The sequence below is a fragment of the Bacillus sp. AFS001701 genome, assembly GCF_002559405.1.
Taxonomy (GTDB): domain Bacteria; phylum Bacillota; class Bacilli; order Bacillales; family Bacillaceae_G; genus Gottfriedia.
Map to the genome: position 1 here is coordinate 1 of NZ_NTZO01000601.1, position 12,558 is coordinate 12,558.

Sequence of the window (12,558 nt, forward strand, 5' to 3'; positions counted from 1 at the left end):
TATCGACAGTATTTATTTAACCCAAAATAAAAATTTTTTTAAAATAGTACGAAAAATAAAAAATAAATATTTTGACTATTTTTGCATTTTATGACAAAATGATGAAAACTAAATAGTAGGGAATAGGTGTAAATGAAATTCAAAGTTTGAAATCATTTACTTAAAAGGGAAGTTTGGTTTAATTCCAACACGGTCCCGCCACTGTAATAGAGGAGTAAATAAGAAGATACCACTTATTAAATTAGGGAAGGTTTTTATTTACAAANNTAAGTCAGGAGACCTGCCTATTCTAACGACGCTGTTTGACCTACGAGAGATAGGGAGGTGCCTTATGGAAAGAAAGCTTAAGTTAACGTATTCTAATTATTTATGTTTTCCAACTTAAAGGCATTTTTGTCTCTTATGAGATAAAAATGCTTTTTTATTTTAGTTAAAAGGAGAGGGAAAAAGTGGTACATATAAGTAATCTAGGATATCCGAGAATTGGTGAAAATCGTGAATGGAAAAAAACGTTAGAAAGCTTTTGGCAAAAGAAAATTAATCAAGAAGAATTTGAAAAAGAAATGAAATCACTGAGATTAAGTTCAATAAAAAAACAGCACGATTTAGGTGTAGAGCTAGTCCCTGTAAATGATTTTACGTTTTATGATCATGTGTTAGATTTTGCTACTATGTTTGGATGGATCCCTAGTCGATTTGGTGAAATCAATGAAAGACCAAGTCTAGATACGTATTTTGCATTAGCAAGAGGTAGTAAAAACATTGTAGCTTGTGAAATGACGAAATGGTTTAATACAAACTATCACTACATCGTTCCTGAATATCAAAAAGAAAAGCAATCTAAATTACTATTCAATAAGCCTTTAGAAGCATACAAAGAGGCATTAATTGAGCATGGTATAAAAACGAAACCTGTCATTCTAGGAATCTATTCATTTGTACAGTTAGCAAAAGGTTACCAAAAAGAAGAAAAACGAGACATTATAAATAATCTAGTTAACCTTTATATTCAAATGCTTAAAGAGCTAGAAAATGAAGGTGTTGAGTGGGTACAAATTGATGAACCATGTTTTGTGTTAGAAGAATCAAGCAAAGATATTCATTTTATGAAAGAAGTTTATAAACAAATCGCAAAAGCTGTACCTACATTATCAATCATGCTTCAAACTTACTTTGAAGCAGTTGAACAATATAAAGAACTAATTTCGTTTCCAGTTGCAGGCATTGGTCTTGATTTTGTTCACGGTAAAGATGGAAATTTAAAGTCGATCCTTGAGTACGGATTTCCAAATGACAAAGTACTAGGCGTAGGAATATTAAATGGACGCAATATTTGGAGAAATGATTTAAATGCTTCCATTGAATTTTTAAATTCTCTTAAACAAGAAATAAGTCCAAGAGATTGGTGGATTCAACCGTCTTGTAGTTTACTTCACGTACCAGTTACAAAAGTTGAAGAGAATTTATTAAATGAAACATTGTTCGAGGCATTATCGTTTGCCGATGAAAAATTAGAAGAGTTAGTGATACTAAAAAGTTTATTTTTAAACAAAGCGAGCATGTTTGATAATGAAGTTAAATATGCAAGTAATTGTTTAGTAAGTTTAAAACAACTTAGCGGAAAAAATCATTCAACCCGTAATGAATTGGAATCTATTAATGAAGAAGATTTTAGAAGACCAGTACCATTCCATTTAAGATATCCATTACAAAATAAAGTAATGAACTTACCGATTTTACCTACGACTACAATTGGAAGTTTCCCTCAAACGAAGGAAATTAAACAAATAAGACAGCAATGGCGAAAAGGAACGATCGATGATTTTGAATATACGAATCAAATCAAATTGAAAATTAAAGAATGGATTGAAATTCAAGAAAATATTGATATGGATGTATTAGTACATGGTGAGTATGAGCGTACGGATATGGTTGAATATTTCGGTGAGAAGCTAGAGGGATTTGCATTTACGAAAAAAGCATGGGTTCAATCTTATGGATCGCGCTGTGTTAAACCGCCAATTATTTTTAGTAAAGTAGAATTTACAAAGTCAATTACTGTAAATGAAACTGAGTATGCACAAAGCTTAACAGTTAAACCAGTCAAAGGGATGTTAACAGGTCCAGTTACAATATTAAATTGGTCGTTTGTTCGTGAGGATCGTACAAGAGAGGAAATAGCAAATGAAATTGCATTAGCTTTACGTAAAGAAGTAAATGCACTTGAAGCTGCTGGTATTTCAATTATTCAAGTTGATGAACCTGCAATTCGAGAAGGTTTACCTTTGAAGCAAAAAGATTGGGATCAATATTTACATTGGGTAACGAGAGCATTTCGTTTAGCAACATCAAGCGTACGAAATGAAACGCAAATACATACTCATATGTGTTATAGCAATTTTAGCGATATTATGAATACAATTATTGATTTAGATGCAGATGTTATTTCAATTGAGCATGCAAGAAGTCATCAAGAATTTTCTACCTATTTAGCTGAGTCTCCTTATCCATTTGGAATTGGATTAGGCGTGTATGATATTCATAGCCCAAGGGTGCCTTCGGTTGAAGAGATGGAAGAAAATATTATTAGCTCTTTAAAAGTGTGTGATGCAACTAGATTTTGGGTTAATCCAGACTGTGGTTTAAAGACGCGTAATGAAACTGAGGTAATAGATGCCTTATCAAATATGGTAAAATCTGCGAAAAAAGTCCGAGAAAAATATTATTCAATTATTTAATGATAGGGTGAAATCGATGAATGGTAGATATGTAAAAGAATCCAGAGTATTTGATAGTAGTAGAATATTTCCAACTGATTTGAATAACCATGGTACATTATTCGGAGGAAAAATGCTTGCCGCAATGGACTTAATTGCCTCCATTTCAGCTACAAAGCATTCAAGAATGGAATGTGTAACCGCATCGATGGATTCAGTAGAATTTTTATGTCCAGTTCGTGAAAGTGACTGCATATATTATGAATCATTCGTGATCTTAACAGGCTCAAGCTCAATGGAAGTATTTGTTCGAGCTACTGCAGAAGACTTACTTTCAGGTGAAAAAAGGGTTGCTGCCACATGTTTTGTAACATTTGTTGCACTTAAAGATGGAAAACCACATAAAGTAGTAGAGGTAATACCTGAAACTGCAGAAGAAATTAAATTACAGCAATTAGCATTTAAACGTTTAGAAAGTCGCCAATTAAGAAAGAAATTGAGTAAGGAATTGGCATTAATTTGGAAAGAATAAAAAGAAACGATTGAAATCATACTAAAAGTAAGCTAAGATTAAATTAATATTTTTAAGGAGGCATCAAATTTAGACACTATGTACAATATCCGATAACTTTTTAAGCTAACGAATTTTATAGCAAAAAAGTACTCTGCCTGAAATCAGAGAAATTGGATGACTATGTCTATTTATGAGCCTATACTAATATTAAATAAATCCATTGTCTTAAATGAATGGTTTATTTACTATTACATTTCATTTGAAATTTATACTAACGTATATAATTTTTATATACACGGCTTATTAAATCACATCCAATTTACACACAGGCAGATACTGCTTGTGTGTTTTTTATTTTCTCTCTTAAAAAATACTTTCGAAAACAGCGTGTATTTTTAAGCAGAGTAATCATTTAAAATCGGATGGAGTGAAGTATATGTTTATTATAAAAGCATCGAATATAGAAATAGAATTAAACGGTAAAACAATCTTTAAAAATGGAAACTTAGATATAAAAGAAGGTGAAAGGGTAGCATTAATTGGTGAAAATGGTGTTGGAAAGTCATCCTTTATTAATGCCCTTTTAGGTAATATTCCATTGAAAAAAGGAATGCTGCAAATTCACTATTCAAAAGATGAAATTGGATGGCTTTTAACAGATGAAGAAAATCAGGAAAACCTGTCAGCTAGGGAAGAGATCGAATCGTTTGATCAAGAGCGATATTTCATCAAAAAGAAATTAGAAAAGTATTTACTTGATTTGTCAAATGAAGAAAACCTTGCTAAATATAACGAGAGTTTAAGTAAATATTTAGAATTAGATGGCTATGATTGGGAAACAAAAATAGATCAAGTTTTGAAGAAATTTCAATTACCGCAAGAGTTATGGAATATCCCATTCAGTCATTTAAGTGGTGGACAAAAAACAAAAGTCAAATTAGCAAAAGTAATGATGAAAAAACCAAAGCTATTAATTTTAGATGAACCAACAAATCATTTGGACACTGAGTCAATCCAATGGTTAACGGAGTGGTTACAAAACTTTAAAGGTAGTGTACTTTTTATTTCTCATGAACGACAATTTATTGATGATGTTGCGACTGTTACAGTTGAATTAACCGAAAATGGTACATTTAAGTATAATGGTGGCTATTCAACATACAAAATACAAAAAGAACATGAGCGAAAAACCCAGCAAGCACAATATAAAAAACAAGAAGCAGAAAAGAAAAAGCTTATTGAAACAATTAATCAATATAAACAATGGTTTACAAGCTCGCATAATGCAGCTAGTGAGCGAGATCCTTTTGCTAAGAAACAAGCAGCAAAAAACGCATTAAGATTTAAATCAAAAGAAAAGGATCTAGATCGATTAGAGAAAAGAAAAGTAGAAAAACCAAAAGAAGTTAAAACAATTTCAGCGAGCTTTGAAAATGATTCATTTTCAGCAAAACAAATGATTACATTTGAAAAAATTGATTTTTCATATGATGAAAAATCGTTATTTAAACAAGTAGATTTTATTTTAAATCGAGAAGATCGATTAGCTGTAATCGGAAAAAATGGTTCTGGAAAATCTACATTTTTAAAATTATTAACAGGATTAATGATTCCTAAAAATGGTTCTGTAAGGCATAATCCACAATTAAAAATAGGTTATTTTATGCAAGAGCTTGAAGCGTTAAATGAGGATTCAACAATTTTAAATGAAATTTTATCACTTCCAAATATGACTGAAACAGAAGCAAGAACAATTTTAGCATGTTTCCTTTTTAGAAGAGAGGATGTTTTCAAGAATATTGCTCAACTAAGTATGGGTGAGAAATGTAGAGTTGCTTTCGTAAAGTTATACTTTTCTGATTCTAATCTACTAGTACTTGATGAGCCAACAAACTATTTAGATATACACACGAGAGAAAGAATTGAGGAAGCATTAGCTGCATACCCTGGAGCAGTAGTTGTAGTGTCACATGATCCTTATTTACTAAAGAAGGTCTCAAATCGTGTAATTCATATTGAAAATGGTAATCTTTATGAATTCAAAGGATCTTTTGCAGATTGGAACGGAAGACAGAACATCTCAAACGATCAACAAACTTTATTAAATGAAAGAATTAAATTACAACTAGAAATAGCTGCAATGAATGCAGAAGAAAAAGATACGGATGAAGAAAAGAAAGCTCAAATTTCAAAAATCGTCAAACTACAAAAGGAACTTGATGGAATAAATGAGAGATTATTGACAGAGATAAGGGAGAAGAAAGGGTAAGATCATAAGAACTTAATAATAAAAGTGCATGGAAAATAAAAAAACAAATCACTTAAGTTGGATAACTTATTGTGATTTGTTTTTTATCATATATTTCGAGTTTTACTTAACTATTTATCCTGCCTTAAGTACATCATTTACATCATGTATAACGACAAATGCTTTTGGATCAATTGTGTGAATAATTTTTTTTAGTTCAAATAGTTCTTTATTAGTAAGAATAATATATAAGGACTCTTTTCTTAGACCAGAGAAATGGCCTTTTGCAGGATAAATCGTTACGCCTCGATTCATTTCATTTGATACGATTTGTGCAATTTCATTTGCTTGATCGGAAATAATTGTAATCGCTTTTTTAGGATTTAATCCTTCCATAATAAAATCCAAAACTTTAATACCGATATAAATAGAAATTACAGTATATAATGTTTTCTCAAAGCCGATTACAAAATAACCACCTAAAACGACAATTAGGTCAAATAAAAGTAAAGATTTACTAATACTCCAGCCAAAGGATTGATGTACCATTTGAGCAAGAACCGTAGAACCACCTGTTGTACCACCCGCACGAAAGACAATTCCTAACCCCAGACCAATTAAAACACCAGCAAAAATAGTACCTAGTAAAGTTTCGCTTGTTGGTACGCCGTAACCGTCCGTAATTCGTAAGAAAAATGAAATCGCTACGATAGAAATAACTGTATAAATTATTAGTTGTTTCTTTAAATATTTATATCCAATTATTAACAAGGAAGCATTTAAAACAAAATATACGACATCAGGTGACCAGTTAAATAGATAATAAGTAATCATCGTAATGCCGGTAAAGCCACCCTCAGCTAATTTATTCGGTATAGCAAAGAAGTTAACACCGACTGCAAAAATAGCTGATCCAACAAGGAGATATAAAATATCTACGAAGTTTTTACGCACAGTTATCCCTCATTTTCTAACAGATTTTTTTCACTTCTATCATTCTACCTAATAATGGGTTTTGAATCAAAAAATTTCTATTAAACAAATTATCTATTATTAGTCATAGTTAGATACACGCTTTCATAGGTTTATAAAGAGACAAGCTATTAAGGGGGAATCATTATGGTATTTGCTACACCTGGAAAATCCGGTTCATTAATTACGTTTAAAAATCGTTATGACAATTTTATTGGTGGGGAATGGGTAAGACCAGTAAGAGAACAGTATTTTGGAAATGTATCGCCTGTAACTGGACAAGTCTTTTGTGAGGTGGCTAGATCGACCTCAGAAGATATTGAAAAAGCACTTGATGCAGCACACGGTGCAAAAGGTAAATGGGGGAGAACGTCAGTAACTGAGAGGGCAAATATTTTACATAAGATTGCTGATCGTATGGAAGCGAATAAAGAATATCTTGCTGTCGCTGAAACTTGGGAAAATGGTAAACCTGTTCGTGAAACTTTAGCTGCAGATATACCATTAGCAATAGACCATTTCCGTTATTTTGCCGGATGTATCAGGTCGCAAGAAGGATCACTCGGTGAACTTGATGGTGATACAGTTGCATATCATTATAAAGAGCCATTAGGGGTTGTCGGTCAGATTATTCCATGGAACTTCCCAATTTTAATGGCTGTATGGAAGCTTGCTCCAGCCCTTGCTGCAGGAAATTGTGTTGTTCTAAAACCGGCTGAGCAAACGCCTACTTCAGTGTTAGTGTTAATGGAACTAATTCAAGATTTATTGCCACCTGGAGTTGTTAACGTTGTAAACGGATTTGGACTGGAAGCAGGTAAACCATTAGCTTCAAGTGATCGTATTGCGAAAATTGCATTTACTGGTGAAACTTCAACTGGACGACTAATTATGGAATATGCTTCAAAGAACTTAATTCCTGTTACATTAGAATTAGGTGGTAAATCTCCTAATATATTCTTTGAAGATGTAGTAGACAATGAAGAGTTTTTCGATAAAGCACTTGAAGGCTTTACGATGTTTGCTTTAAATCAGGGAGAAGTATGTACATGTCCTTCAAGAGCGCTTATTCATGAATCAATTTATGAGGAATTTATGGATAAAGCAGTAAAACGTGTTAAAGCGATTAAACAAGGAAATCCATTGGATCCTCAAACAATGATCGGTTCTCAAGCTTCACACGAGCAATTGAATAAGATTTTATCTTATTTTGAAATTGGAAAGAATGAAGGTGCAGAAGTTTTAGTTGGTGGTAGTCGAAATGTTCTTGATGGAGAATTGAAAGATGGTTTTTATGTAAACCCTACCATTTTTAAAGGGAACAATAAAATGAGAGTATTCCAGGAAGAAATTTTTGGTCCTGTTGTTTCGGTTACTACATTTAAAACAAAAGAAGAGGCATTGGAAATTGCTAATGATACATTATATGGATTAGGAGCGGGTGTATGGACTCGTGATATGGATACTGCTTATCGATTCGGACGCAACATCGAAGCAGGTCGAGTTTGGGTAAACTGCTATCACGCATATCCTGCACATGCAGCCTTTGGTGGGTATAAAAATTCAGGAGTAGGTCGTGAAACGCATAAAATGATGTTGGATCACTATCAAAATACAAAGAATTTGCTAGTTAGTTATTCACCAAGTAAACTAGGATTCTTTTAATAACTTTTACACTCCAGTATTCATTTACTGGAGTGTTTTATTTAAATAGAAAGAATACATTAAAATAATATTTTTCTAAAATCCATACATAAAAACTAGTAGCCATTTATATGTTAAATAAAAAGTATAATTTGGAGGGACTAAATATGTTAACTCTAGCAATCTATGTATTTATCATTATAGTACTGTATAGTTTCATTCAATTATATTTAAACCGAAAGTGGAAATTAGTCTATACTACGTATGGATATCAAAACTATTTTTTAATTATTGGTAAATTGAAGAAGAATGGGATTGAGCATAAGACGAAATTACCGATGAATGGTAGGGGTAGGAGATTTAATGAGAATACTCAATATGATATATATGTAAAAAAAGATTTAGAACATTTGGCAATACAGTCTTTATATCAAAATTAATACCGAGTCAACTGACGGATGTTCGCGTTCTGAGACTTTAACCATTGTCAGGTTGGCTGAAAATTGGTTTAAGTCTTACCGCTTCTCCCTAGGAGCCGGGCATCCTTCATTTAGTTGTTAGAAAAGAAATATGCTAGTTTCACACTGCAGTGTTTGTTCTTCGCCATTTTTGTAATATTTTGGTCCATTAAATTCATTTTCCTTGGTTATAATATTACTCCTGAAAAGCTCCCGCTTAATACTTGTTTTTTATTTTGATTAGTACATAAGAAGGATGACATGATCGATATTCTATTCTCTTTTTTTTCAAATTTCTCGATTTTAACTTCACAGGTTATTGTATCTCCTCCAGTAAACTGGTCTTAAAAATTCGAAATTTACCGTTCGTGCTAGTACGTTATGATCTCCACCTATTTTTGTTGGTAAAGTTGCAGTCAACAAACCTTGAATGACAATTCTTCCTTGTTCGTCAGGCGTGACATGGTGTGCGCCTGCATCACCGGAAACCTTCGTAAACAATTCAACGTCTTCTACCGTAAAAGTTCGTTCAAATGAAATAATATCGCGCACTTGTAATGACAATTTTTTCACTCCTTATTAATAAAAAATATTAATTCTTTTAATAAATAGTTCAATTTCTTCTTGTACTATCCTTCAAAATTGTAAATAAAAAATCGACTAAATAGTTGATTTGTTGTTTGTTATCATTACGCAGGGGGATTAATTACGAGGTGCCCATAAAATGACAGAGACACCGATTAAACAGATTGCTGCACCGATCCAATCATATAAATCGGGTGATTTTTTATCAATACCCCAGCCCCATAAGATTGAGAGAACGATAAATACGCCTCCATAGGCAGCGTAAACTCTACCAAAGGATGGGAAAATTTGGAACGTTGCAATGACACCATAAACTGCCAAAATAATCCCTCCGATTAATCCTAAATAAGCAGATTGACCTTCTCTTAGCCATAACCATATAAGGTATCCTCCGCCAATTTCAGCTAAACCCGCTAATATAAAAATAAATATTGCAGTTATCAATATTGCTTCTTCCTTTCTGTTAATAGACAAATTTGTGAAAACATTTGTACAGGTATATGCCCCTTATTTTAACAATAAAGACTAAAAGAGACTATCATTCAATTTGGAACATGAATTTCGGTACTAATAGAATTATTCCCATCATAATTTTATAGAAGAAAATAATATGAAGGAGGTGTATTGATAGTTGTTAAAAGTCAATTTACGTCCCATTGTTAGTAAGATTAATTTACCAACCGTTATGAAAACAACGATCCTTCCAGGTGATTCAGTTGAAAGATTATTTATTGCAACACAGGTAGGAGAGATTTTTTACATAGGAAATGGAGAAATCAAGACTTTTTTAGATATTCGCCCTCGGGTATTAAAATTAGGTGAGTCTGGAGGTTATGATGAACGTGGCTTGTTGGGGTTAGCATTTCATCCTAATTTTTATCATAACAGGTTGTTTTATCTTCATTATTCAGTAGCTGGTTCTCAGGGGCCAAGTGCTCTTTCTACCCCTTTTAAACCGAATCCATGTGATCCCAAAACATTAAATTTGAAATGGCTAAATAGGGAAGCTCAATCTAATCATATTGATACAGTTGAAGAATGGGTTCTCCAATCAAATGGTCAGCCTCAAAAACGACGGACATTATTGAATATCAGAAGACCGTTCTTGAATCATAATGGGCTTAACACATTAAATTTTTCACCCGAAACAAGTAAACTTGTTTTAACAACAGGAGATGGTGGATCAGGCTATGACCCGTTTAACTTAAGCCAAGATAATTTGGAAATCGCAGGTAAAATAATTGAAATTGATGTAGATAGAAACATAAACGGCAATAATCCACCTATTGTCACTCGTTTTAATGAACTTCCAACAAGTATTCAAGAAACTCTCACGGTAATAGCTAAAGGGGTTCGAAATATAACAGGTATTTCATATCAAAGATATTATAATCAATATATTAAATATGTTGGAAATGTCGGTCAGGATTTGGTCGAGTCGCTTTTTTCATTTGTTCATTATAAACCAATACCGGTCACCCAATTAATCCATATGAATTCTGAATCTGAGATGGAAGGATTTATTAACTTCGGATGGAGAGGTTGGGAAGGTGCCTTTCCTACTTCGACAATAAAAGGATGCACTGAAAATCCAGATTTGGAAGAAAAAACAATAGCTTATTACGATCAATCAGTAACACTTTCAGCGAGCCATCTTCAACCTTTAACTAGTTATTTTCATAAAGATCCAAGACCAGATAAATTTGAAGGTACTGCACTAACTGGGGTACAACCATACATGGGAAATGAAATTCCTAGTTTAACTGGGAGCGTTGTGTTTACTGATTTGGTACAAAAAGGGTCCCAAGCACAGGTTAAAGGAGTTTTAGCTTATACGAAATTAAGACCAGATGGTAAACAAAGTGATTACAGCGTAATACAAACAGATTATGACTTTGGATCTCAACCGGCCTATTATGTAGGTTTAGGAACAAATTTAAATCAATCAAAAATCTATTTAGCGGTTTATGGTTCTATGAAAGTGACTGATTTAAACATGGGAACGATTTTTGAAATTGCACCGTGACTTTTAGTTAATTAGTCTTATATGAGTATATAAACAACCCCGGAGGTAATTATACAACTCCAGTGGTTGTTTTATTAAGCAGATAATTGATGTTTTTCATCTGAGTAGAGACTTGCTTAAACATAAAAGATTGTTTGCCATTGCAAATAGTGTTATTTATTGAGATAAAAATGTATAACTATAAGATCCCAATTAGATGTTGGAAAGGAGCATGTATTTAGGTTAATCATTACTTAGAGCTTTGAATTTTTTTTTACCATTTCGATCGTCAAGGCAAGAAACTTCAATCAATAAATTATTAAACGTTGTGAAATAAAAGCCATAACTATTACCTCTCATGGAATAAGGTTCTTTATCTATTTGGATGCCCCCAGCTATTAAACGGTCATACTGTTGATCGACTTCACTTGGCGTTTCCACTAAAAAACCTACATGAAAAGCTTCAGGGTATTTAATTTCCACTTGCTTCTTAAATGCCTTTGGATCACTTAACACGAGAATAAATCCATCCTCATCACTTAGGATTACAAGAGCTTTTCCTTTTTGTTCTAGAAATCTAAAATCAAAAAATGTTTCAAAGAATTGTCTAGCTTCTGATAAATCATCAACACATAAATTTAAATGATTCAACCTCATTCACTTTTCTCCTTTTAATAAGTCTTTGATTAAAAGAAATAACACTTCTATCTCTTCCTAATATAAGTGTTACTTCTTTTGTTGTTTAACGTTAAAACAACTAGAGTATATATATGTGATTTAATTGGTAAAATATTCCTTTTTTTACTTCTACTTCGTTATTGTAATGTGGAATAAAATGGAATTGTTTGATAAAGTTGAATTAAACATTATTATCGTAAATTGGGGAGAAAATCAATGGGATATATTATGGATTTAAGAAAAGTAGTAGGTAGTCGACCGATCTTAATGGCAGGTGCAAATGTTATCCTACTAGATTCACAAAAGAGAGTACTATTACAATTAAGAAAAGATAATAAGACTTGGGGATTACCTGGTGGATCATTGGAGCTAGGAGAAAATTTAGAAGAAGTGGCTAAAAGAGAATTGAAGGAAGAAACTGGTTTAACAGCATTAAATCTTGAATTTTTTAACATTTTTTCTGGAAAAGAATTTTATTATAAATATCCTCATGGAGATGAGGTTTATAATGTCATTGCGACTTATATTTGTACTGAATATACAGGGGAATTTGAGCCAGAAGAAAGCGAAGTGCTCGATTTAAGCTTTTTTAGTTTTGATGAACTTCCATCAGAAATAAATCCACCCGAACTTCCTATTTTAAATTCGTTTAAGGATTCTAACGATTGAACTTAGAATGTGGAAGTTAGACCATATAAAGATAAAAAAGGATCTTTTTGTAAGATCCTTTTTTCATT

General features: G+C 32.4%; 10 protein-coding genes, 1 pseudogene and 1 riboswitch. Of the genes and pseudogenes, 7 read left to right on the forward strand and 4 right to left on the reverse strand.

Going from position 1 to position 12,558, the window contains the following annotated elements:
• The first annotated feature begins 107 nt into the window (after positions 1–107).
• Positions 108–302, forward strand: a riboswitch (cobalamin riboswitch).
• 147 nt (positions 303–449) lie between these two features.
• The 3 genes from metE (at position 450) to abc-f (ending at position 5,500) form a co-directional block, all read left to right on the forward strand.
• A complete protein-coding gene (gene metE / locus CN514_RS23825; RefSeq protein WP_098234695.1) occupies positions 450–2,738 on the forward strand; it encodes a 5-methyltetrahydropteroyltriglutamate--homocysteine S-methyltransferase in 2,289 nt (762 codons plus the stop codon).
• Between the two features lie 16 nt (positions 2,739–2,754).
• On the forward strand, positions 2,755–3,249 hold the full coding sequence (locus CN514_RS23830; protein WP_098234696.1) for an acyl-CoA thioesterase: 495 nt from the start codon (positions 2,755–2,757) through the stop codon (positions 3,247–3,249).
• Positions 3,250–3,667: 418 nt separating this feature from the next.
• The gene (abc-f, locus tag CN514_RS23835) at positions 3,668–5,500 is read left to right on the forward strand and encodes a ribosomal protection-like ABC-F family protein (RefSeq protein WP_098234697.1); all 1,833 of its coding nucleotides are present in this window, start codon (positions 3,668–3,670) and stop codon (positions 5,498–5,500) included.
• A gap of 114 nt (positions 5,501–5,614) precedes the next feature.
• On the opposite strand, the gene CN514_RS23840 is transcribed toward abc-f, so the two are convergent.
• Positions 5,615–6,433, reverse strand: a complete 819-nt coding sequence (locus CN514_RS23840) for a YitT family protein (RefSeq protein WP_098234698.1) — start codon at positions 6,431–6,433, stop codon at positions 5,615–5,617.
• A 165-nt stretch (positions 6,434–6,598) separates the two neighbouring features.
• Between CN514_RS23840 and exaC the strand changes: the two genes are divergently transcribed.
• Both exaC and CN514_RS23850 read left to right on the forward strand, forming a co-directional pair.
• A complete protein-coding gene (gene exaC, locus CN514_RS23845) occupies positions 6,599–8,116 on the forward strand; it encodes an acetaldehyde dehydrogenase ExaC (protein WP_098234699.1) in 1,518 nt (505 codons plus the stop codon).
• Between the two features lie 146 nt (positions 8,117–8,262).
• Positions 8,263–8,535, forward strand: a complete 273-nt coding sequence (locus CN514_RS23850; protein ID WP_098234700.1) for a hypothetical protein — start codon at positions 8,263–8,265, stop codon at positions 8,533–8,535.
• A gap of 206 nt (positions 8,536–8,741) precedes the next feature.
• On the opposite strand, the pseudogene CN514_RS23855 reads toward CN514_RS23850, so the two are convergent.
• Positions 8,742–9,117: pseudogene (locus CN514_RS23855) on the reverse strand (hotdog domain-containing protein).
• Between the two features lie 138 nt (positions 9,118–9,255).
• Positions 9,256–9,582 (reverse strand): YnfA family protein, encoded by a 327-nt coding sequence (locus CN514_RS23860; RefSeq protein WP_098234701.1) that lies wholly within the window; start codon positions 9,580–9,582, stop codon positions 9,256–9,258.
• A 241-nt stretch (positions 9,583–9,823) separates the two neighbouring features.
• Between CN514_RS23860 and CN514_RS23865 the strand changes: the two genes are divergently transcribed.
• A complete protein-coding gene (locus tag CN514_RS23865) occupies positions 9,824–11,164 on the forward strand; it encodes a PQQ-dependent sugar dehydrogenase (RefSeq protein WP_176526057.1) in 1,341 nt (446 codons plus the stop codon).
• 222 nt (positions 11,165–11,386) lie between these two features.
• Here CN514_RS23865 and CN514_RS23870 read toward each other — a convergent pair whose 3' ends face one another.
• Positions 11,387–11,800, reverse strand: a complete 414-nt coding sequence (locus CN514_RS23870; RefSeq protein WP_098234703.1) for a VOC family protein — start codon at positions 11,798–11,800, stop codon at positions 11,387–11,389.
• A 237-nt stretch (positions 11,801–12,037) separates the two neighbouring features.
• On the opposite strand from CN514_RS23870, the gene CN514_RS23875 reads away from it, so the two are divergent.
• Positions 12,038–12,490: an NUDIX hydrolase gene (locus CN514_RS23875; RefSeq protein WP_098234704.1), complete on the forward strand. Its 453-nt coding sequence runs from the start codon at positions 12,038–12,040 to the stop codon at positions 12,488–12,490.
• Positions 12,491–12,558: the final 68 nt, after the last annotated feature.

Bases quoted from the DNA above. Each gene is read 5' to 3' on its own strand.
- CN514_RS23850 (WP_098234700.1), top strand. From the start codon at position 8,263: ATGTTAACTCTAGCAATCTATGTATTTATCATTATAGTACTGTATAGT.
- abc-f (WP_098234697.1), top strand. From the start codon at position 3,668: ATGTTTATTATAAAAGCATCGAATATAGAAATAGAATTAAACGGTAAA.
- CN514_RS23875 (WP_098234704.1), top strand. From the start codon at position 12,038: ATGGGATATATTATGGATTTAAGAAAAGTAGTAGGTAGTCGACCGATC.
- CN514_RS23865 (WP_176526057.1), top strand. From the start codon at position 9,824: ATGAAAACAACGATCCTTCCAGGTGATTCAGTTGAAAGATTATTTATT.
- CN514_RS23830 (WP_098234696.1), top strand. From the start codon at position 2,755: ATGAATGGTAGATATGTAAAAGAATCCAGAGTATTTGATAGTAGTAGA.
- exaC (WP_098234699.1), top strand. From the start codon at position 6,599: ATGGTATTTGCTACACCTGGAAAATCCGGTTCATTAATTACGTTTAAA.
- CN514_RS23870 (WP_098234703.1), bottom strand. From the start codon at position 11,800: ATGAGGTTGAATCATTTAAATTTATGTGTTGATGATTTATCAGAAGCT.